The 22,316-nt window shown below is 56.3% G+C and carries 18 protein-coding genes and 1 other annotated feature; of the genes, 9 read left to right on the forward strand and 9 right to left on the reverse strand.

Translation table 11 applies throughout. The features are described from left to right. Window positions 1–202 precede the first annotated feature (202 nt). Together IEI95_RS06750 and IEI95_RS06755 are read left to right on the forward strand one after the other, a co-directional pair. On the forward strand, window positions 203–838 hold the full coding sequence (locus IEI95_RS06750) for a TetR/AcrR family transcriptional regulator (RefSeq protein WP_139191577.1): 636 nt from the start codon (window positions 203–205) through the stop codon (window positions 836–838). A 1,061-nt stretch (window positions 839–1,899) separates the two neighbouring features. Then, window positions 1,900–3,024 carry a tetratricopeptide repeat protein gene (locus tag IEI95_RS06755; protein ID WP_194416173.1) on the forward strand — a complete coding sequence of 375 codons (1,125 nt, stop codon included), beginning with the start codon at window positions 1,900–1,902 and terminating at the stop codon, window positions 3,022–3,024. 161 nt (window positions 3,025–3,185) lie between these two features. On the opposite strand, the gene IEI95_RS06760 is transcribed toward IEI95_RS06755, so the two are convergent. The 8 genes from IEI95_RS06760 to IEI95_RS06795 all read right to left on the reverse strand — a co-directional run bounded on the left by IEI95_RS06760 (window position 3,186) and on the right by IEI95_RS06795 (window position 12,322). Continuing rightward, window positions 3,186–4,388: an MFS transporter gene (locus IEI95_RS06760; protein WP_156531942.1), complete on the reverse strand. Its 1,203-nt coding sequence runs from the start codon at window positions 4,386–4,388 to the stop codon at window positions 3,186–3,188. A gap of 106 nt (window positions 4,389–4,494) precedes the next feature. After that, a complete protein-coding gene (locus IEI95_RS06765; protein ID WP_156531941.1) occupies window positions 4,495–5,349 on the reverse strand; it encodes a universal stress protein in 855 nt (284 codons plus the stop codon). Between the two features lie 11 nt (window positions 5,350–5,360). Beyond that, complete coding sequence (locus IEI95_RS06770; protein ID WP_156531940.1) at window positions 5,361–6,851, reverse strand: SulP family inorganic anion transporter; 1,491 nt, start codon at window positions 6,849–6,851, stop codon at window positions 5,361–5,363. Window positions 6,852–6,945: 94 nt separating this feature from the next. Then, a complete protein-coding gene (locus IEI95_RS06775; protein WP_194416174.1) occupies window positions 6,946–8,202 on the reverse strand; it encodes a cyclopropane fatty acid synthase in 1,257 nt (418 codons plus the stop codon). A 215-nt stretch (window positions 8,203–8,417) separates the two neighbouring features. Continuing rightward, window positions 8,418–8,470 (reverse strand) — a sequence feature (sul1 is cis-regulatory element that is thought to sense ions involved in sulfur or methionine metabolism; They are found in Alphaproteobacteria). Window positions 8,471–8,735: 265 nt separating this feature from the next. Beyond that, a complete protein-coding gene (locus IEI95_RS06780; protein ID WP_156531939.1) occupies window positions 8,736–9,131 on the reverse strand; it encodes a nuclear transport factor 2 family protein in 396 nt (131 codons plus the stop codon). Window positions 9,132–9,246: 115 nt separating this feature from the next. Next, complete coding sequence (locus tag IEI95_RS06785; protein WP_194416175.1) at window positions 9,247–9,846, reverse strand: nitroreductase family protein; 600 nt, start codon at window positions 9,844–9,846, stop codon at window positions 9,247–9,249. 70 nt (window positions 9,847–9,916) lie between these two features. Continuing rightward, window positions 9,917–11,200 (reverse strand): acyl-CoA dehydrogenase family protein, encoded by a 1,284-nt coding sequence (locus IEI95_RS06790; RefSeq protein ID WP_156531938.1) that lies wholly within the window; start codon window positions 11,198–11,200, stop codon window positions 9,917–9,919. A gap of 417 nt (window positions 11,201–11,617) precedes the next feature. Then, window positions 11,618–12,322, reverse strand: coding sequence for a GntR family transcriptional regulator (locus IEI95_RS06795; RefSeq protein WP_156531937.1), 705 nt, complete (start codon window positions 12,320–12,322; stop codon window positions 11,618–11,620). Window positions 12,323–12,550: 228 nt separating this feature from the next. On the opposite strand from IEI95_RS06795, the gene IEI95_RS06800 reads away from it, so the two are divergent. The 5 genes from IEI95_RS06800 (at window position 12,551) to IEI95_RS06820 (ending at window position 17,955) form a co-directional block, all read left to right on the forward strand. Continuing rightward, the gene (locus tag IEI95_RS06800) at window positions 12,551–13,555 is read left to right on the forward strand and encodes an ABC transporter substrate-binding protein (protein ID WP_156531936.1); all 1,005 of its coding nucleotides are present in this window, start codon (window positions 12,551–12,553) and stop codon (window positions 13,553–13,555) included. Between the two features lie 187 nt (window positions 13,556–13,742). Further along, window positions 13,743–14,558: an ABC transporter ATP-binding protein gene (locus IEI95_RS06805; protein ID WP_194416176.1), complete on the forward strand. Its 816-nt coding sequence runs from the start codon at window positions 13,743–13,745 to the stop codon at window positions 14,556–14,558. Window positions 14,559–14,562: 4 nt separating this feature from the next. Next, window positions 14,563–15,432, forward strand: coding sequence for an ABC transporter permease (locus IEI95_RS06810; RefSeq protein ID WP_012653492.1), 870 nt, complete (start codon window positions 14,563–14,565; stop codon window positions 15,430–15,432). A 43-nt stretch (window positions 15,433–15,475) separates the two neighbouring features. Then, window positions 15,476–17,212 (forward strand): L-arabinonate dehydratase, encoded by a 1,737-nt coding sequence (gene araD, locus IEI95_RS06815; protein WP_194416177.1) that lies wholly within the window; start codon window positions 15,476–15,478, stop codon window positions 17,210–17,212. 17 nt (window positions 17,213–17,229) lie between these two features. Then, the gene (locus IEI95_RS06820; RefSeq protein ID WP_060716253.1) at window positions 17,230–17,955 is read left to right on the forward strand and encodes a ribonuclease activity regulator RraA; all 726 of its coding nucleotides are present in this window, start codon (window positions 17,230–17,232) and stop codon (window positions 17,953–17,955) included. 137 nt (window positions 17,956–18,092) lie between these two features. On the opposite strand, the gene IEI95_RS06825 is transcribed toward IEI95_RS06820, so the two are convergent. Then, on the reverse strand, window positions 18,093–18,992 hold the full coding sequence (locus IEI95_RS06825) for a helix-turn-helix transcriptional regulator (RefSeq protein ID WP_156531934.1): 900 nt from the start codon (window positions 18,990–18,992) through the stop codon (window positions 18,093–18,095). A gap of 273 nt (window positions 18,993–19,265) precedes the next feature. Between IEI95_RS06825 and IEI95_RS06830 the strand changes: the two genes are divergently transcribed. Then, window positions 19,266–20,738: an aldehyde dehydrogenase family protein gene (locus IEI95_RS06830; protein ID WP_156538047.1), complete on the forward strand. Its 1,473-nt coding sequence runs from the start codon at window positions 19,266–19,268 to the stop codon at window positions 20,736–20,738. 79 nt (window positions 20,739–20,817) lie between these two features. Then, window positions 20,818–22,266 carry an aldehyde dehydrogenase gene (locus IEI95_RS06835; protein WP_156537929.1) on the forward strand — a complete coding sequence of 483 codons (1,449 nt, stop codon included), beginning with the start codon at window positions 20,818–20,820 and terminating at the stop codon, window positions 22,264–22,266. The last annotated feature ends 50 nt before the right edge of the window (window positions 22,267–22,316 follow it).

A 22,316-nucleotide genomic window follows, 5' to 3' on the forward strand; every position in this document is an offset into this window, starting at 1 on the left:
TTCAAAGCCTCGGAGATTGCACTTTTGTGAAGGAAGGTTAAGAAACTAAGCCCTTGATTGCCCCTCTTTTTGGACAGAGACCACGCGCCGTGCCTGTGACATGCCTCCCTTGGGGGCCTTGAATGGACTGCTGCGCTCATGTAGGAGCTGAGGTATGCCTCATCCACGAAACAAGAATTCTAGATCAAAACGAGAGTTGATCATGGCCGCTGCCGTCGATCTGCTTTTGGCCAATGGATATGAGAGAACCTCTATGGATGCGGTGGCCGCCAAGGCCGGCGTTTCAAAGACGACTGTCTATGCGCATTTTTCCGACAAGCTTGAATTATTTCATGCCGTCATGACACATGCCGCTTCCGATTTCGCGCTGGACCTCGGCAGCGTTGTGGAAAGTCGATCCGTCGCAGATCCCCTGGAGCAACTGACAAGCGTGCTGCTTGAGGTCGTCAAAGCCGCATCCGCCCCCGAGCTGACCGCCTATTTCCGGGTTCTCATTGCAGAAATTGACAGGCGCAGCGAACTGCAAGCCATGTCTGATCAGGTCCAGTCAGATATGCCTGACGTGATCCGCATCATTGCCTCGCTCATCGTGAAAGTTGCCGCCACCCGCGGCTATGTCGTTGAAGATCCTGAACGCTATGCCACATTGCTGGTGCGCATGACAGCACCGGGAACTCAGTTCGACATCCTCGTCGCAAACTTCCGGCCCTCGGACGAAATCCTCGCAGCCCATATCGGCCTCATCGTCAGCATCTTCTTCGATGGCATCGGACCGAAAGACAGCGACACCAAGGTCGTAAACCTACCCCCGCTCTATCTCTATCCAATCAGACGATAAAATTCAGGCCTGGGTTTTTAACAGCATCAATAATCGACCGGCATCCACAAATCGTGCTTGCTGTCCACCGGGCTTTCCACAAGGCGACAACTGTATTATCAAAAAGATGATCATGTCGTTCTCGTCGAATGGACTTGACATTTGCTAGGCCAACTGTGGCAATCTGGAGTGCGCGCAAACGGAATCAAATGTTGAAGTGGGACCACTGGAGCATTTCGAGGAAAAGTGGCGCGCGGCTTTACATCTAGAAATTTATAAAAACAAAGATTTAGAGAATTTCTGCGTTTCAACCAAATGCAGAAAGTCTGTAGCATCCGACATCAAAGGCCGTGGGAGGTTTAATCAGCCTATCGAATGATTGGGAGCAGTATATTCGCAGACAAGCACGGGGAGGAGACCGGGTGGAAAAGAATACGAGTGCGACTTCGATCATCTGCGTATCATCTCATGACGCTGCGCCAAGTGTGGGCACGGCAGACACAGAATTGGCAAGCCCGACACCGGGACAGATACGCGAGGCGCTGGATCAACTCTGCAACGGCAATACATTCGCAACGGCAAAGCGCTCCCGACAATTGCTACAGTATCTTGTCGAGGAGGCGCTCGCGGGTCGCGCGAATGCCATTGGCGAACATGCAATCGCTCAGGACGTATTCGGCAAAGATGAGCATTTCGATCCGCGGATCGATACATGTGTCCGGACCGAAGCCTGGCGTCTTCGCAACAGATTGCAAAGCTATTACGAACATGAGGGACGCTTCGATGTCGTGAGGGTGGCCTTCATGCCCCGCTCACTCGTGCCAATCTTCTCCTCGCAGCCATCCTTACCCGCGGCGGATATAAAAGATTTTCCGCGCCGGATTGCCATTCATCTGGACAGCGAACCCAATGCGGGCGAGAACGAACAGCGTCTGGCGCGACAGCTATCCGAAGAGATCGCCAGCAGCCTTTTCAAGCTTTCTTCGATAGTCCCGGTCCTTCCCGGTGGAGCGAGTAGATCAGAGCTGGAGTTACGCTGCGCCATTCGCTCAGATGAGCAATGGATCAGGATCGTGACGACAATGGTCGATCTGGATGGCTTGGTTCAGGGAAGCAAAACATTTTCTTTCCCACAAAATTCCGAGAGACCCTCTCCCACCTTGATAGCCAATGCCATCGGCGAAATGGTTTCAGATTCGCTGTCACGCAACATCCTGAGTCAGGCGGTGAACATACCATGCCATTCTGACGAGAACGAGAACCGGTTTCTTGACCAGCTTCTGCGCGGTTCCCACATCAACCGGCGTGAGCGGTTGATCGAGCTGCGCGCCGCCGTCTTGCGCTATGAACAAATCATCTCCGACGACCCCTTGGATCAATTGTCTCACCGGAGGCTTATTGGCGCTTTAGGACAGTTTTTATCGCTTGCGCCGGGCTCAATATCCAGGGTGATGCCCAAGCTGGCCGCTTCTGCCCACAGCGCTTTGTCGCTGAATGGCAACCTCAGCGACGTCTGGCTGATCTTGGGTTGGGCTTCGAGCTACGCCTATGACTGGCCACAGACCGAAGGCGCATGCCGCCAGGCCATTGCCATCACCCCGCTCGACCCTTCGCCCTATATATTGCTTGCATTGACCTATCTGCAAAGTGGACAGATCGTTTCTGCGCTGCAAATAGCGGAGGAAGCGATCAATCTCGATCCTTATTCCCCAATGGTGGCCAATGTCTATGCGCTAACGCTGAATGCAGCCCGCCGTTTCAGGGAGGCAGCGAAAGTCGCACGCGACGCCCTTGATGCCGAACCCGGATTTGTTAAGTTACGGCTTACCTATGGAGAAGCCAAGCTCAACATGGGTCAGATTGATAGCGCTATCGAAGAATTTACCGCCGCCTCACGCATCATGACCGAAGATGCCACGGCCTGTGGGCTGCTGGGACTAGCCTATGGGCTTTCAGGCGAAAGATCAGAGGCGGGTCGTCTTCTTTCCAGGGTGAAGCAGTCACCAAATCTGCGAGGCCAAGCTGTGCATGCGGAGGCGATGATCCATCTCGGATTAGGCGCTCGCGATGAAGCCATTAGCGCTTTGGAGCTGGCGGTGACACGAAGAGGCACACCAGGGCTGTTTCTGGCAAATGCCGTTTTCGATCCCATTCGGGATGACAGCCGCTTTTCCAGAATTCAGCACCAGATGGAGCTGGCACATTAGGCCCAATATGTCGGCAACAAGGCCGTGTGAGCACCCTAAAACACATCGACCGCAGGAAGCAGTCATGCTGCCAATGGGGTAATTGCACTATGCCGATCTCATGGGGCGCTCCACCAAGGTCTTCGCTGACGCAGTGGTCGACGATATAAAAACCCGTTCGATCAGACTTTCACACGCTGCACGCCGATTGCGATAATGGAGGCCAGCACTGTGTATGCACAGCACGCCAGCGCCTGCCATGACAAAGGAAAGCCGGCATCAATCAGCAATCCCATGATCACAGGTGAAGCACCGCTTGCTATAACAGATCCGGCTTCGACCGCAGAGCGCACGCGCGCCAGCTCATTGGCTCCAAAAAGTTCGACCCAAAGCGCGGTGGCAAGCGTGGACCCGAAGGCGGAGGATATGCCCATCAGAACCATATAGACCAGCGCAACCCATGACGAGGAAAGCAATCCCAATGCAAGCATTCCAATGGCTTGTGGCAAGAGAAAATAAGGCAGAATTCGCTTCGTTCCAAAACGGTCGATAACCGGACCAATCACCACGACGGAGACCGCCTGTACAATGGCAAAGACCACAAATCCGGCAGCGAGCCATGTGATGTCCCAGTGCTTCTGCTCCGCCAGGCGGCCTTGATGGAAGAAGAAGCCTGTAACGATGAAGGGGCTTGCCAGAACAGCTGGCAGGGTCATGAGGAGCCGTCGGTCGAGCAACAAGGATGTCCGCCTGGGCTCGGTTGAGGCCTGTCCTTTGGGCCTGCGCTGACGCAAAGGCCGATCGCCCGCCCTTGGCAAGACCGCGAGTGCTACGCCGACAGCGGCGAAGACAAAGAGCGCGTTGATAGCCCAGGATGCACGCCAACCGAACGTGTCGTTCATCGTTACTCCGGCCAGTGGAAAAGTAGCCTGCGCGACAGACATGCCCAGAGCGATAATGCCGAGCGCTTTACCAGCATCTGCTGGAAACGTGCGGGCTGTTGCAGTCAGCGCCGTATGAACCATCAGGCCCTGGCCGCCCAGGCGCAGGAGGTAGAACGCAAGTAGGAGCACATAGACATTGGGGCTGAACGACACCAGTCCACATGCGCAAGCCAGCAGAACGGCCACCGCCCAACTGAACGCTCTTACCGTTGTGTAGTCGATCAGGCGACCGGCCCAGGTGAGTGTCACGGCGCTTAAAAACGTGCCTATTGCATAGACAGTCCCCAAGCCACCGTCGCTTAAACGAAAAGCGTCTCGAAAATGCGCCCCCGAGATCGAAATGAAATAGGTTTGGCCGAAACTCGAAATGGCCAGAAGCATTGCGCCAAATGTCAGATGCTGCCAATTGCGGCTGGAAAATTCCCAATAGTTTTTGATCATTCTGGACTTTCAAACAAGGACAATGGCGCTAGCCAGAGTTCCTGCATGTTACATTACAGCGCTGTGCGTTGTAAAAAACGCACAGAAAAGAGTGTTCGCTTCGAGATCAGCGGAAAATCAACACAGGCACTTTGCAGGCCCGGATCATTTCCGTTGTCGTTGACCCTAGGAAAAGTGCGCGCAGCCTGGAATGGCTATAGGCGCCCATTATGAGCAGGTCGCATTCCTCACGCTCGACAATGTCAGAAATCGCCTTATCCGGTTGCCCTGCAACAATGGCCGTCTCAACCGGCACATCCGCATCCGTAAACCTAAGCTTACCTTCAACAAGGGCTTGACGGGCTTCCGGCGTATCGTCCCCCACCGTTACCAGTTTGATAGAGAGCCCGGCAAACATCGGATTCCCTGATATATAGTCAACCGCCTTCATCGCCATCGCGCCGCCGTCATAGGCGATCAGCACTTTGTGGATCGGCTTGAAGGCACGTGATGCGATGGCGATCATCTTGTGACTGGAGCGGACTACCCGTTCGAGATTTGAGCCAAGGTGCAGTTGCGCAAAATCGGCGCCTTCGCCACGCTTGCCAATCACGATCAGGTCGGCGCTTTCCTCCAGCTCTTGCAGGGTTTCAGCCAGATCGCCATTGCGCAGCATGGTGTTGACGCTATCGATGCCCATGGTTTGAAGGCGCGCCTTTGCGTCTTCCAACAAAAGCCGTCCACGGTGTTGGGCGGTTCTTGCTTTTTGCGCGTCCAGTTCCGCCAGTTCCGCCAGAAGCGCCGTTCGGGCGCCCAAGCCGATATTGCCGCTGAGATTGACCGGCTCCGTGGAAAGGTCTCGACGGCCAATGACATGCAGAATGTCCACGGACACCTCGGAACGGCCGGCAATCCATGCGATATGATCGCAGACGCTCTGGGCATATATCGAACCGTCTATCAGTCCTATGATCTTGATCATGATTGTCTCCCTCAATGGCCCATAAGGCGTTCCATGGCGCCGGGCTTGTCGTGAATTGCGAGCTTGTCAACGATTGTCTCGCTTGCCCGGTTCAGTCCGAGGATAGAAACCTCGGCTCCCTCTCTGCGGAATTTCAGCACGATCATATCCAGTGCCGCGACACTGGATATGTCCCAGATATGGGCGCGGGATACGTCAATGATGACGTTTTCCAACGCTTCCTTGAATTCAAATGCCTGGTTGAAATCCTCGACGGAGGCGAAGAAGATTTGACCTTCGACCTTATAAGTGCGCGTTTTACCATCCGGTGAGAGGGTCGAGGTTATCTGGAATATCTGGGCGATTTTCCAGGCGAAGAAAACCGCCGATAACAGCACGCCAACCAGGACACCGACGGCCAGATTATGGGTGGCGACGACGCCGATCACCGTGGAGATCATCACGAAAGAGGACGAGCGCGGGTGATCCTTCAAATTGCGGATCGATGACCAGGAAAAGGTGCCAATGGAAACCATGATCATGATCGCCACTAGAGCGGCCATGGGAATTTGACGCACCCATTGCCCAAGCACGAGAATCATGAACAGCAGGAAAACACCGGCGCACAAACTCGACAATCTGCCGCGCCCCCCGGATTTCACATTGATCATCGACTGGCCGATCATCGCGCAGCCTGCCATGCCCCCCAAAAACCCGGTTATCGTATTGGCAACTCCCTGGCCGATGCATTCGCGGTTCTTGTTGCTCGGCGTATCCGTCAATTCATCGACAATCGCAGCTGTCATCAGCGTTTCAAGCAGGCCGACAACGGCAACTGCCGCGGAATAGGGCAGAATGATCAGAAACGTTTCAACATTCAGAGGGATATTGGGAAGGAGCAGGACCGGCAACGTCGAGGGCAACTCACCCATGTCGCCGACAGTTCGAATGTCCAATCCGAAATAGATCGAAACCGCCGTCAACACGACAATACAGACGAGAGGCGACGGAATGGCCTTCGTCACATAAGGAAATAGATATATGATCGCCAAACCCGCCGCCACCAGCACATAGGTCAGTGCAGGGACATGGATCAGCTCCGGCAGCTGCGCCATAAAGATCAATATTGCCAATGCATTGACAAAGCCAGTCATGACGGACTTGGACACGAAACGCATCAGGCGGCCGAGTTTCAGCAGACCGGCAACAATCTGGATGATGCCGGCCAATATGGTGGCGGCCAGCAGATATTCCACGCCATGGGTTTTGGCCAGCGTGATCATCAACACGGCGGTGGCGGCGGTGGCGGCAGAAATCATCCCGGGCCTGCCACCCACGAACGCGATCAGCACCGAAATGGAGAAGGATGCATAAAGGCCAACCTTGGGGTCGACGCCAGCGATGATGGAAAAGGCGATGGCTTCTGGAATAAGCGCCAGGGCCACAACGACGCCGGCCAGCGCATCCCCTTTGATATTACCGAACCACTCTGTTCGAGCTTGATGTAAACTATTGCTAGACAATGATATTTCTCCTGACCGCCATATATTTCGGCCAATCTTGAGCAGAGCGCTGAATGCCCTGCAGGTGTAACGATGAATGGATGAATGCCCGCGCCTATTCGGCGACACGGCTTAAGGGAACGGGCTTGCAGATCTCCAGCTCCCGCAGGCGGCTTTCGGCGGCATGAATATAATCGCGCCGCAGAGGAGCCGCGGACTGATCGCGCGCCAGCTGAATTTGAAAAACCATCATCCCCTGATACCGAAATGCGGTCTCCGATGACGCCAGATAGAATTCCCACATGCGGGCGAACCGCTCGTCATAAAGGGCCACCGCTTCGTCCCGCCGGGCTAGGAACCGCTCGCGCCAAGCTTTCAAGGTTTCGGCATAGTGCAGGCGCAATATCTCGATATCGCAGACCACCAGCCCTTGCCGTTCGATTGCCGCCAGCACTTCCGAAAGAGATGGAATATAGCCGCCTGGAAAGATGTATTTCTGTATCCAGGGATTGGTATGGGAGGGCCCATCGAATACGCCGATGGAATGCAAAAGCATCACCCCGTCAGGCTTGAGCAAAGCCCGGATTTTCGCAAAAAACTCATCGAAATGGCCAATCCCGACATGTTCAAACATGCCGACGGAAACGATCCGGTCGAATTGTTGCTTGATATCCCGATAATCTTGCAGCAAAAATCGAGGCCGACGCGAGGATGCAATGTCCTTGGCACGACCATTCGAAATTGCATGCTGATGTTGCGACAACGTGACGCCCGTGACGTCCGCCTGGGTCATCTCGGACAGATAGAGCCCAAGTCCACCCCATCCTGATCCGATATCGAGAACACGATGCTCCGGCTCGATCAACAGCTTGGCAGCCAGATGCCGTTTTTTGGCAAGCTGCGCTTCTTCCAGCGAACTGCCCCGCCCTTCAAAATAAGCACAGGAATACTGACTGTCGGAATCGAGAAATAACCGATAGAGCGAGCCATCGAGGTCGTAATGGTGGGCCACATTGCTCTTTGATCGCCCGACCGGATTATACTGGTGAATACGCCGTTTCAAGCGTGTGAAACGCCGCATAAATCGGGCGACGCCCGTCAGGCGATCCACACCCGTGTTCTGAAATACCAGTTCAAGCAGTTCATAGATGGTGCCTTGCTCAATGCACAACTTGCCATCCATAAACGCCTCGCCAAGCGCGAGTTCGGGATTGAACATAATGGACCGTTGGGTTGCACGGTCTGCGAAACGGATAACGATCGGCTTGCCGCTTTCGTCTCCGATACGCGTATGGTGACCATCGCAGGTGATGACAATGAGGTTGCCCACCTTGATGTGGTGGGACATGAAACGAGTGAAAAACGAAGACATTCAATATCCTGAAATGCGTCGTCGTACCCTGAAAACATGCGTCATCGAACTGAAAACCCATATACGAGCTGATCAGTGGAGACTGATAACGTTAGACATGATCAAGCCGCTGTGTGGAGACGGCTATCGATCCCAACAGATATCAAGAAATTTTCATTTTCATGGGTTTAATCAACGGATAGCTCATAACGCCAAAAATGACGTTCGTGAGTTAACTGTGGCCGGGGGATAGGCGCCCGGAGAAGCCACTCGTCAAAACGAGTCCGATGCAGAAAAATTACTGCTACAAAATCTTGCCGATTGCAAGACACATATGTGTTATTTTTTAAACGCGAGATAGGAAATCTATACACCATGAGCAGACATGCCACTGCATGATTCCTTAGATCGAAATCGATTTAAGGAGAAAATTATGTAGCAGATTTAAAGTGTTACATCGCCGTACGTTTGACAAAACGCATAGCGATGTAACGTGCCCCCAGTGAGAAACCAGTGCATCGTGACCAACTGGTAGAAACGATAGGATCGAGGCGTTACGCGGATCGATACACCTTACCGGCGCTTCCCCAATGCTCGGCGAGCTTTCCATTGGAGATGCGGAACGCGTTGAAAACATACCGCAGACATATCTCACCGGGGTGCTCGGGATCGGGCTGAGGCATGACGGCGGAAAGAACCACCATGTCGCCTTCCGCGACGATAAATTCCGGCGGATGTTGGAGTTGTGGAGGCGTCGGCACCGGGCCGTCAGGAAAAATGGTGCGAACAAACGCTTCCAGCGCGGCTAGGCCACTCGGAAGCTGGTCGGTGTGCTGGATATAATCCTCGGTAACGAAATCGCGCGCGGCATCCGGGTTACGCGCCTCGAAGACACAGCGGAAGAAGTCGAGCACCAGGCGTTTGTTGGCAGCGGCGCGATCTTCGCTCATAGCATACCCCAATCGATGTCATTTGAGGGTGGATTGGTAAAAAATTTAAATGCGCAGCAGCTCACCAATGCTTGGTGCTGCTGCGCATATGTCACTCGACAGAGAGGCAAACCTCTCAGCCGATGAAACGTCCTTTCATAGCCGACTCCTGGAGCGGACGGCGCCCGTTTGGCTGCTCACGCTCCTGCAGGGGCGGCGGCAACAAGCTCTTGTCGCCGATCCTGCCGATCGCGATGACGGCTTCAACCCGAAAGCTGTCTGGGACCCCAAGCACTTCGTAGCTGCGTGGAACGTCGAACCCAGCCATGCCATGAGCATACCACCCGAGGCGCGTTGCTTGCAGTGCAAGATAGGCCCAGGCAGCACCTGCGTCGAAGGAATGGCTGTAAGAGGGAACCGGCTCAGTCTGCATTGGCATGATCGCTGTATTTGCGGAAACAATCACCACCAATACCGAAGCACGAGATGCCCACGCCTGGTTCATCGGCGCGAGCAGACCGAAAATATTCTGCCATTCCGGCGTATCGCGCTGCGCGTAAATGAACCTCCAGGGCTGGGCATTGAATGAGGACGGCGCCCAACGAGCCGCCTCCAAAATCGTCATCAGATCTTCCTCTGACATTGCCTGGGGATCAAGTGCCCGAGGAGACCAGCGATCCAGAAAAATCTGATCGATATCGTAATCCGAAGAGCGATTATTTGAAGAAATGGACACCTGAGTATTCTCCTTGGACTATTGACACAGCACTGCGCCACGATCAGCCGATGCGCAGAGTTCGTCGCTGTTATTTTTGCGGAAGACCGCCCGCGAACATCTTGAAGGGTGGCAGGCCCAGCACGTGCCGGCCGGCGATTTCGGCGGCCGGATCCTGACGGATAGCCCCGTGCGAGATAAGAACGCGTGCGTCACGCGCAAACCGCTGAATAGGATTCTTCAATGTGACCGTCGAGGACCCGAGGCAGATCTGCATCATATCGATAGCATCTGCGCAGAGGCGGGCAGCGAATACCAGGTTCATGGTATTCAAAGCCTCTTCACGCGGCTCGAAATCGAGACCGGAAGCTGCACGCCTGTCCACCTCATCGGCCACACCATGGATCAGTGTTTCCGCTGCATTGATCATTGCGTTCACCCGTCCGGCAACAACCTGGGTCGAAGGCGTTTCCGCAACAGTGTCATAAGGAAGGTTGAACGGTTTGCGGGCATTCGCCTGTTGGGAAAATTCCTGCAAACACCCTTTTGCCATACCAAGCGTGATCGCCACGTTGGAAATGGTCACTGTCAACATCATTCCAAAGGCACCGGTCTGGTAGCCGACCCCCTCAAACCGGTTGCGGATTTTCGCGAGGCGGATCGGCATTTCGGCCGAAGCCATCGTGCGGCGCGTGGGTACGAAGACTTCATCGAGCGCGGTGATACTATTGCTCGACGTACCCTGAAGACCCATGACGTGCCAATCGTCGACAATTTCATACTGGTCACGGGAAAGCAGGGCGATCCCCCGATGGGGAACGCCCCCCTCTTCCCACTGGATTCCGACAAATGCCCATTTCGCGTGTTTGCACCCGCTGCCGAAGCTCCACTTGCCGCGGACCATAAAACCGCCATCGACCAGTCTTGCATCGCCGACAATCTGCGAGAAGACCGATGCGCCAACCATGAGAGGCCCCACCCAGGAGCCGGCATCCGCCATCAATTCGGAAACAGTTTGCTCATCAAAAACAAATGCGTTTCTGAGGCCAACCGAGACAAAGCCTGACCATGCTGTCGATCCATCACCGGTCGCCGCTGCGCCCACAACCTCGGCAATGTCACGGGCGCCAAACCCATAACCACCATATTCGCGGGGCAAGGTGATTTTGAAAAATCCGACTTCATTCAGCGCATTGACGACCGCAGGCGTCATTGCGCCCAATTTCTCACCGGCTTCGGCTTCGCGTCGGATCAAAGGCACCAGCGCCAGCACTTTGTCGCGCATGATCTGTCCTGCCTCGCTTGGGCCAACAGACACAGCTGCGTAGGGTTGCCGGGCGCTTTCCTCATGCCGAGGCGCAGATGCCAAATTCATAGACTCTCTCCCTGCATGACGACATACGTTCTTCTCAATCCTCACCGAACAACGCTGTCGCCTGTTTTAATGCCTGACTAATGGGCTTTCACAGCCGCCCGCAAAAGTCACGAGAGGTTACAGATGCCATGTAACAATGAGCTGAGGCCTCAAATTTAACGCCTATAGATTGCATATCGTCGCCGCAGACATCAGGGCAGTCGGCTCCGGTCAATCAGGGTACAGATCGCGAAATGCAGCAGATTTAAAGCGTTACAGCGCCGTTTGTGCGTTTTATAAAACGCACGGCGCTGTAGAGGCGATGAGGGTATTTTCTCAAGTGTTGGCAAAAAGGTCAGCGACGACGTCGAGCGCCCAGCCAAGCGTGAAGCACCGGCTGGGCGTTGGCGAAGGACTGAGACGAATGCCGCTCAACGTTCACTTGCGAATATAATCCGGATATTCCGCACTGATGAGATCGATGATCGACAGCGTACCCGACAGGTGTTTTTTAAGCGCCGAGGCAGCTGCCTCGGGATTGCCGGATGCAATGGCTGCGACAATCGCTTCATGATCCTCGAGTACGGTCTGCATCTTGCCGGGCATTGGCAGGTTGAGACGCCGCAGCCGGTCGAGATGGACGCTTTGTCGTCGCACATTTGCCCATAGCTGTAGAATGCCGCTCTTCTCATAAAGTTTACGGTGAAACTCGCGGTCTATGCCATCAAAAGTGTCATAGGTCTCTTGTGTGGCCACCTCTTTTTGACGGGCCAGAATGGCGCCCAACTCCTTGGCGGTCTCGCCCGGCGCCTCCTCAGTCAGGCGCCGGACTGCTTCGAGTTCGATCGATAGCCGAAGGAATTGCGCCTGTCTGGCGTGATCGATATCGATCTTGGCAACGACCGTTGCATATTGCGGATAGACTTCGACAATGTCCTCTTCCTGCAAGCGCATCAGCGCATCGCGCACCGGTGTCTGGCTCACGCCGAATTCCAGTTGCAACGAGGCGCGCGACAAGATCGTGCCCGGCACCAATTGCACCTTTAATATCCTGTCACGCAGGATCTCATGAACCTGTAATGCCACCTGTCGCGAGCGGTCCAACTGCCCACCCCTGATCGTTCCGTTCATGCACCCATCCATCCATGTCGCCGTTAAAAACACTAGAGCACATATTCGGGGTTGATGCACTGATGTTTTAGTGCTTCAATGCATTTGTCCGCTTTGGGAGAGAGCGGCAAGCGTCAACCAACGAATTGAAAAATGGGAACCGGTTTTCGGAACATCTGATGCGCAACAAAGGGCGAGCATGATGAAGCGATCCTGTTTCCCGCTGCAAAGCGTTAAATCTGCATCCTTGGGAGGAGAACCATGCGTTTCTTTATCGGCGGAGTGACCGCCATTGCCCTTGCTTTGGGATTGGCCTGTCCAAGCCAGGCACAGGAGAAAACCACCCTGTCCATCACCCGCCAGCCTGGGATTCTTTATCTCGCAAGCCATGTGATGGAGACCCAGAAGCTGATCGAAAAACAAGCGGCGGCCGAAGGTCTTCAAGGTATTACCGTCGAATGGCGCACCTTCAGCGGTGGCGGCGCGCAGACCGATGCGCTGCTGGCCGGCAACGTTGATGTCGTCAATACCGGCACCGGCAATCTTCTGCTTCTATGGGATCGCACCCGCGGCAAGGTGAAGGGGATTATCACCAGTTCTGCCCAGCCAGTAATCATGGTCTCCAACGACCCGCGCATCAAAACACTGAAGGATATCCAGGACAGCGACAAAATCGCCGTGCCGACCGTCGGCGTCTCGACCCAGGCGATCCTGCTGCAAATGGCGGCGGCCAAGCTTTATGGTGACGATCAGGTCAAAAAATTCGACAAAAACACTGTGCAGCTTGGCCATCCGGATGCGCTGGCGGCAATTGCCAATTCAAAGCATGAGGTCAAGAACCACTTTTCCGCGCCCCCCTTTCAATATGTCGAGTTGAAGCAGCCGGGCGTGCATAAAGTCACGGATTCCCGCGAGATCATTGGGGGAGCACTGACCCAGGCAACCTTCTTCACCACGACCAGTTTTGCCGAGGCAAATCCGAAGCTGGTCAAGGCATTGCGGGTCGCAACGGAAGACGCCATCGCCTTTATCAAGAAAGATCCGAAGGCTGCACTTGAAGCCTACAAAACCGTGTCCGGTGACAAGACCAGCCTTGATGACCTGATGGTCATGATGAAGGAACCCGGCATGGACGAGTGGCGCACCGATCCACAAGGCACGATGAAATTTGCCGAACATCTCCATAAAGTCGGCACACTCAAATCCATGCCGAAGGCCTGGACCGATTATTACCTGCCCGACAGCGCCTATCTCAACGGGAATTGAACCTCATCGTCCCTGCAGCGGCATCGCCTGCCGCTGCACTTCCTTCCGCTTGTCAGGCATCGGGTTCCCCGACCCTGATATGCCGGAAGACGTTGAGTTCGACCTTCCCGAAAAACAACCGACACCACAGAGATCGAGAGTCTGCCCGGTTCAATAAGAATCTGAAGGACTTTAGGGAGTGACTATCATGATGCAGGCAACCGCTGCCGCTGAGCGCCTTGCGCCGGCCCCCGAAAAAGCGCCGCTTCTTTCCGTTGATCGCGTTACGCTGCGTTACAAAACGCCCAATCTGCTGATTACCGCCACCGAGGATGTCAGTTTCGATGTGCGGGAATCCGACCGCTTCGTGCTGCTCGGCCCGTCCGGCTGTGGCAAGTCGACGCTGTTGAAAGCCGTTGGCGGTTATATGACGCCGGTCTCCGGCACGATCCATATCAATGGTCGTCAGGTGAAAGCCCCGGGACCGGACCGGATGATGGTGTTCCAGGAGTTTGACCAGCTGATGCCCTGGAAGACCGTGCTGGAAAACGTAATGTTCCCGCTTCTCGTCGCGCGTAAAATGCCAAGGCACGAAGCCGAGGCACTGGCCCGCCATTATATCGACAAGGTCAAGCTGACCAGGGCCGTTAATAGCTACCCTCATACGCTGTCAGGCGGCATGAAGCAGCGCGTAGCGATTGCACGCGGCATGGCCATGCAGCCGGATATCCTGTTGATGGACGAGCCTTTCGCCGCACTCGACGCGCTGACCCGCCGGCAGATGCAGGACGAATTGCTTCAGCTTTGGGAAGACACCAAATTCACCGTGATTTTCGTCACCCATTCGATTGCCGAGGCGATCAAGATTTCCAACCGCATCCTGCTGCTGTCGCCTCATCCGGGGCGGGTGAAGGCCGAGGTCGTCGATGTCGACAAGGTGAGCCAGGCGGATGGCAGTGCCGCAGCTTTGGAGCGCGATATCCATAACCTGCTGTTCTCCAACGAACCCGGTCACAAGGAATAGAAACATGCTTTCCCCCAACATCATCCTTGCCGCCGATGTCGCAGCGGCCAAGCCCTATGACAATATCAAGCCGGTCGAACAGAAACTGAGCGTCTTTGAAACGCTTTGGGGCATCAGCGCCTTGCGCAAGACGCTGTTGATCGTGGTTCTGGCGATCATCTGGCAGGTCTATGCCTCCTTTCTCGATAATCCGCTGCTTTTTCCCACCTTGAGCGACACATTGGTGACGTTGACCGACCGCTTTGCCGACGGCACCCTGCCCGCCCGCATCTGGACGACGCTGCAAGTCCTGTTCATGGGCTATACTGTCGGCACGGTGCTTGCCGCGCTGCTGACGGTGCTTGCCATCAATACCCGCATCGGCACCGATTTTCTGGAAACCATGACAGCGATGTTCAACCCGCTGCCAGCCATTTCGCTGCTGCCTTTGGCGTTGATCTGGTTCGGGCTCGGTGCCTCCAGCCTGGTCTTCGTGCTGGTTCATTCGGTCCTGTGGGCCGTGGCGCTCAACACGCATTCCGGCTTTCTCGGCGTATCACGCACCTTGCGCATGGTCGGTGCCAATTACGGCCTGACGGGTATTTCCTATGTGCTGCGCATCCTGGTTCCGGCGGCCTTCCCTTCGATCCTCACCGGCTTGAAAATCGGCTGGGCCTTTGCCTGGCGCACGTTGATAGCTGCCGAACTGGTGTTCGGTGTCTCCTCGGGACAGGGCGGCCTTGGCTGGTTCATCTTCGAAAACCGCAATCTGCTGGATATTCCCGCAGTGTTTGCAGGCCTGCTGACCGTCATCATTATCGGCCTGATCGTAGAAAATCTGGTCTTCCAGACGATCGAGCGCCACACAATCCAGAAATGGGGCATGAAGGAATAGCACTTGCCGTATTCCACTTTCGCCCCCGCAGAAGGTCAGTTCCATGACAAGCAAGAAAACGCCTGAAACGCTGCGCAGCGCCCGCTGGTTCGCCCCCGACGATCTGCGCAGTTTCGGTCACCGATCCCGGATGATGCAGCTCGGCTACGCGGAAGAGGATTTCCGCGACAAACCGGTGATCGGCATCCTCGATACCTGGTCCGAACTCAACACCTGCCACGCCCATTTCAAGGAGAGGGTGCAGGACGTGAAGCGCGGCGTCACCCAGGCCGGTGGCTTTCCGGTCCAGATGCCGTCGCTGTCCGTCGATGAAAGCTTCACCAAGCCAACCTCCATGCTCTACCGCAACATGCTGGCGATGGAGACGGAAGAAATGATCCGCTCGCATCCGCTCGACGGCGTGGTGTTGATGGGCGGCTGCGACAAGACCACGCCCGGTCTGGTGATGGGCGCGATTTCGGCTGGCGTGCCAATGATTTACCTCCCAGCCGGCCCAATGCTGCGCGGCAATTATGCGGGCAAGATCCTGGGTTCCGGTTCGGATGCCTGGAAATATTGGGACGAGCGGCGGGCCGGATATATTTCCGACGCGGAATGGCTTGGTATTCAGGGCGGCATCGCCCGTTCTGCCGGCACCTGCATGACCATGGGTACGGCCTCGACTATGACGGCAATCGCCGATGCCATGGGCCTCACCCTGCCGGGTGCCTCCTCAATCCCCGCGGTCGATGCCAATCACCAGCGCATGTCGGCCTCCTGTGGCCGCCGCATCGTCGAGATGGTCTGGGAAGACCTGACACCGGACCAGATCATCACCGACGCCGCCTGCCGCAACGCCGCTATCGTCGCCATGGCCACCGGCTGTTCCACCAACGCCGTCGTTCACCTGATTGCCATGGCCCGCCGGGCCGGTGTCGATCTCACCCTCGATGACCTCGACGCGCTGGGCCGCGTCACACCGTTGATCGCCAATGTGCGCCCGTCCGGCAAGGATTACCTGATGGAGGATTTTTTCTATGCGGGCGGCCTGCGCGCATTGATGAAACAGCTCGAAGAGCGGCTTGACCTTTCAGCCATGACCGTCACCGGGAAAACCATGGGCGAAAATCTCGAGGGCGCAGAGGTTTATAACGACGACGTCATCCGGCCGCTGTCAAATCCGGTCTATCACCAAGGCTCGCTCGCCGTGTTGCGCGGCAATCTCTGCCCGACCGGCGCGGTCATCAAACCGGCGGCCTGCGACCCGAAATTTCACGTCCACCAAGGGCCAGCACTGGTGTTCGACAGCTATCCCGAGATGAAGAAGGCTGTTGACGACGAACATCTCGACGTGACCCCTGATCATGTTCTGGTGTTGCGCAATGCCGGACCTCTGGGCGGACCAGGCTTTCCTGAATGGGGCATGCTGCCGATCCCCAAGGCGCTGATCAAACAGGGCCACCGCGACATGCTGCGGATTTCTGATGCCCGGATGTCCGGGACATCCTACGGTGCCTGCGTGCTGCATGTCTCGCCGGAAAGCTATATCGGCGGCCCGCTGGCGCTGCTGCGGACCGGCGACATCGTCCGGCTGGATCTTCCCAATCGCAGTCTGGACATGCTGGTCGATGACGCGGAACTGGCCAGCCGCAAGGCTGCATGGACGGCACCGGAACCGCATTTTCAACGCGGCTATGGCTGGATGTTCTCCCGCCATGTGACGCAGGCCGACAAGGGCTGCGATTTCGATTTTCTTGAAACCAGCTTCGGCAAATCGGCCGGTGAGCCGGATATCTATTAAGCAAAAAAGGAACGACGATGACAGATTATGTGCTGAGCGACGCGACGCGCGCCAAATACAAGAAGATCTCCACCGCATCGATTGCCACCGCGCTGTTCAAACGCGGCTTGCGCAACCAGTTCATTCAAGGCGTCGTGCCGGTAGCGCCAAAGGCCGAGACCATGGTCGGCCAGGCGTTTACGCTTCGCTATATCGTGGCGCGCGAGGACCGCAACCCGATCACCGTGTTCCGAGACCAGAAGCATCCGCAGCGCGTCGCCATGGAAATCTGCCCTCCCGGCCATGTGCTGGTGATGGATGCGCGCAAGGACGCCCGTGCAGCGACCGCCGGCTCGATCCTGATCACCCGTCTGGCGCTGCGTGGGGCAGCGGGCGTCGTTTCCGATGGCGGTTTTCGTGATGCGGAAGGGATTGGTGCCCTGGACATGCCCGCCTATTACGCAAAACCATCGGCACCGACCAATCTGACGCTGCATGAGGCCATCGATATCAACGTGCCGATCTCCTGTGGCGATGTCGCGGTATTTCCCGGCGATGTGCTTGTTGGCGACCGTGATGGCGTCATGGTCATTCCCGCCCATCTGGCGGACGAACTGGCCGACGAATGCACCGATATGGAAAGCTACGAGGATTTCGTCCTGGAACAGGTCAAGGCCGGAGCGGTGATTATCGGCCTTTATCCCTGCACGAAGGACGAACATCAGCAAAAATACGAGGCCTGGCGCAAGGAACATGGGCGCTAAAGTTCCCTAGGGAAGGCGTAGCCCACTTTTCCATAAAACACATAGAACCAATATCATGTGTCGCATTTCAGCGTTTCCGTTAAACGCTGAAATGCTCTCCAGATGCAATACAAGCAAGCCGTCCAACACCGCTGAAATCAGGGCCAGTCGTGATAGTCCATATTGGTACCAAGACCGGGATTTACTGATGATTGCCGGACCATGCGCCGATAGGCTGCCGGGGAAAGGCCGGTTTTCCGTTTGAAAAAATGGCTGAAATGCGCAGGATCCCGAAACCCGAGTGCTTCTGAAATGTCGCGTGCACTGCTATCGGAGCGCTCCAGCCGGATACGGCCCTCCTGCGCCAACCGCTCATGCACAAGCTCAATTGGCGCGCGGCCGAGATGTTTGCGGCAAAGCGCATGCAAACGGTCGGTCGAGATCCCCAGGCGAGCGGCATAATCGGCAACGGGCCGATGATGACGATAGTCCGCCTCCACCAATTGACGGAATTGATGCAGGATTGGCGCTGCACCACCGGAAGACAGCGATGCAGCTGGTCCGGAAGGCATATTGTGGCGCCAGACCCAATTGATCAACAGCCGAAGATAGGCTGACACCACCATATGCGAAGGTTGTCCATCCCGGTTCAATTCGTCGATAAGGCCACGCATATGCGGTTCCAGTGCGCTTGCCTGCTGCGGCAACAGTCCCGTCATGATCGTTGTCGTTGTGATGAACAGTCTAATTGGCTGGGATTCAGGATAATCTCCGATGGCATCGCCGATAATATCCATGGCCGCGCCAATGACATGGCCGCATGAGCCAGCAGAAAGGCGCAGCCTTACCAGTTCCGAAGATGGTAGCAGCAGGAGACACGGGCCTTGCAGCACGCCCGCAGTGTCACCGGCACCAAGCCTGACCGTACCCAGCCGAATGAAGACCAGATGGGTAAACCAACGATAGGGATGGTTGCCAATACCGATGATGCGTTGTGAAAGCGTCGGCTCCAGGCTCTGGCCCCAGGCCCGCCGCATCAGCGCGTATTCCTCCACCATAGAGACAGTCTCCAAATTGCGGCAATTGACCAAAAATCGACAATAAGAACCCAGATATCTACATTCTTCTTTCTGTGCAAATCGTTAGAGTTGCCCGCAATACATGTCTGACGGATTTTCTCACCATGAAGAATTCCAGAAAAACAGCCTGAAACAGGCTGCTTCGGATCAATGGTGAAAACGCTGTCGGGGACACGCCTTTGGGAGGAGGCATTTCATATGGCCATGGAACGGTCCGCAACACCTGGAAATTCCAGCCTGGACTGGATGGATATGGCAAGTGGCACTCCCACGCCTTTTGCAGCCTCCCTGCTGATCGGAGGAAAGTCCGTCGACGCGCAAGGAGACAGGGTCTTTACAAGAGCCAATCCCCTGACCTCGCACATCGTCACTGTCGCTGCCGCCGCAAGTCTTGCGGATGCCGAAAACGCAGCACTTGCTGCTGCTGCTGCCTTTCCAGGCTGGTCAGCATCGCCTTGCGCCATGCGCCAGACTATTCTGGAACAGGCAGCCATCCTGCTGATCGAAGCCGCCGAGGTTTTCACCCGGACAATGATGGCCGAAACGGGAGCCACCCGTGATTGGTGCCGATTCAACATCGACTATGGAGCAAAGATCTTCCAGGACGCCGCTGCCATGGCCGTGCATGTGCCGGGATCGATTTGCCCGGATGATTTGATCGTTGGAACGTCCTTTTCATTGCGCCAACCGGCTGGCGTCTGCCTCGCCATCTCGCCTTGGAATGCGCCAATCCTGCTTGCCGTCCGCTCGATTGCCTTGGCACTGGCCTGCGGCAATTGCGTGATCTTGAAAAGCTCGGAATTGGCGCCCGCCACGCAGCGGTTGCTGGGCGATCTGCTTCAGCAAGCCGGTCTACCCGATGGCGTTTTGAATATCATCTCCAATGCGCCTGCCGATGCAGCGGCGATTGTCGAAACCCTGATTGCCCATCCCGTTGTTCGCCGGGTGAATTTCACCGGCTCAACGCGGGTCGGCAAGATCGTTGCGCAAATCGCCGCCCGCCATTTAAAGCGCTGCCTGCTGGAACTTGGTGGCAAAGCGCCGCTGATCGTGCTTGATGATGCCGATCTCGAACAGGCCGCCCACGCCGGAGCCTTCGGGGCGTTTTTCAATCAGGGTCAGATCTGCATGTCCACCGAGCGGATCATTCTGGTCGATGCCATCGCCGATGATTTTCTGTCGCTCTTTGTCAGCAAAGCGAAAACCGTCAAGGCCGGTGACCCGGCACTTGGCCTGACACCGCTTGGTTCATTGATCTCGATAGAGTCCGGACGCAGAATTGCCAGCATGATCGACGACGCCGTTGCCAGGGGTGCGCATGTTCTGGCAGGCGGACGCGTTCACGACACGTTGATGGATGCGACTGTTGTCGATCATGTCCTGCCCGGCATGCGGCTCTATCGTGAAGAAAGTTTCGGACCGGTCGTGTCGATTATTCGCGTCGCTGACGCCGATGAGGCCGTGACCGCCGCCAATGATTGCGAGTACGGCTTATCCGGCGCAGTGTTCAGCCGCGACCTGCACCGCGCCCTCGACGTCGCACGGCGGGTGGAAACCGGCATTCTCCATATCAACTGCGCCACTGTGGCCGACGATCCGTCCATGCCGTTCGGAGGCGTCAAGGCCTCCGGCTATGGCCGGTTCGGCGGCGAGGCGGCGCTGGACGAGTTTACCGAATTGCGGTGGGTGAGCCTCGCCTCAGGCCCGGCAGATTATCCGATCTGAACGCACAACTCCCGCATAATGCAGTAACCGAACCAACAAAGACTGCGACAGGGGTCGCATATAAGTGGAGGAAGAAGACATGCACGAAATCCAGCAAATTATCGGTGGCAAGAAAGTCGGAGCCTTGTCGGGCAAGACCTTCGACCGGATCGATCCATTCAATGGCGAGATTGCGTCCCGCGCCCCGGCCTCTGGCCTGGACGATGTCAAGGCAGCGATTGCCGCAGCCCAGGCGGCCTTTCCCGCCTGGTCACGCACCGGCCCCGGCGAAAGGCGGGCACTGCTGTTGAAAGCCGCCGACATCATGGCCTCAAAAGCGGCAGACTTCACCGCGCTGATGATCACGGAGACGGGCGCAACCGGTCCCTGGGCCGGTTTCAATACCATGCTTGCCGCTGGTGTGCTGCGGGAAGCTGCCAGCATGACCAGCCAGATCCAGGGCGAAGTCATCCCTTCCGACAAGCCCGGTACATTGTCCATGGCGGTGCGCCAGGCAGCAGGCGTCTGCCTTGGCATTGCGCCCTGGAACGCACCAATCATTTTGGGCACACGCGCCATTGCCATGGCAATTGCCTGCGGCAACAGCGTCATCCTGAAGGCATCCGAAGCCTGCCCCGGCGTTCATGTCCTGATCGGCCAGGTGCTGGTCGAAGCTGGCCTGCCGGATGGCGTCATCAATGTCATCACCAATGCGCCTGAAGATGCTGCCCAGGTGGTGGAGGCGCTGGTCAGCGCACCGGAAGTTCGCCGCGTCAATTTCACCGGTTCCACCAAGGTCGGACGCATTATCGGTGAATTGTGTGGTCGCCACCTGAAGCCCGCCCTGCTTGAACTCGGCGGAAAAGCACCCTTTCTGGTGCTCGAAGATGCCGATATCGACGCTGCCGTCAATGCGGCGGTGTTTGGCTGCTACATGAACATGGGCCAGATCTGCATGTCCACGGAGCGGTTGATTGTCCATGAAAAGGTCGCCGACGAATTCGTGGCAAAGCTGGCCGCCCGGGCAGCCTCGCTTCCCGCTGGCGATCCGCGCGGCCATGTCGTGCTGGGCTCGCTGGTCAATCCTCAGGCCGCCGTCAAAATGCAGGAATTCATCGATGATGCCGTCGGCAAGGGCGCAACTCTCGCCGCTGGTGGCAAGGTCACGGGCAGCGTGGTGGAAGCGACACTTCTCGACCACGTCACATCAGGAATGCGCAGTTTCGATGAGGAAAGCTTCGGCCCGGTCAAGCCGGTCATCCGGGTCAAGGACGAGGAAGAGGCCATCCGCATCGCCAATGACAGCGAATACGGCCTGTCTTCGGCGATTTTCAGCCGTGATATCCAGCGCGCCCTGGCGATTGCGGCCCGTATCGAAGCCGGCATTTGCCATATCAACGGCCCGACCGTTGCCGATGAGGCACAAATGCCGTTTGGTGGGGTGAAAAGCTCCGGTTTCGGTCGGTTTGGCGGCAAGGCGGCGATCAACGAATTCACCGACCTGCGCTGGATCACCATTGAAGATCCGAACCAGCATTATCCGTTCTGATCTGTTGGATTGAATGATAATACGAAGATTCATTGAAAATGACTCTTCGT

This window comes from Agrobacterium vitis (genome assembly GCF_014926405.1).
Taxonomy (GTDB): Bacteria; Pseudomonadota; Alphaproteobacteria; order Rhizobiales; family Rhizobiaceae; genus Allorhizobium; species Allorhizobium vitis_H.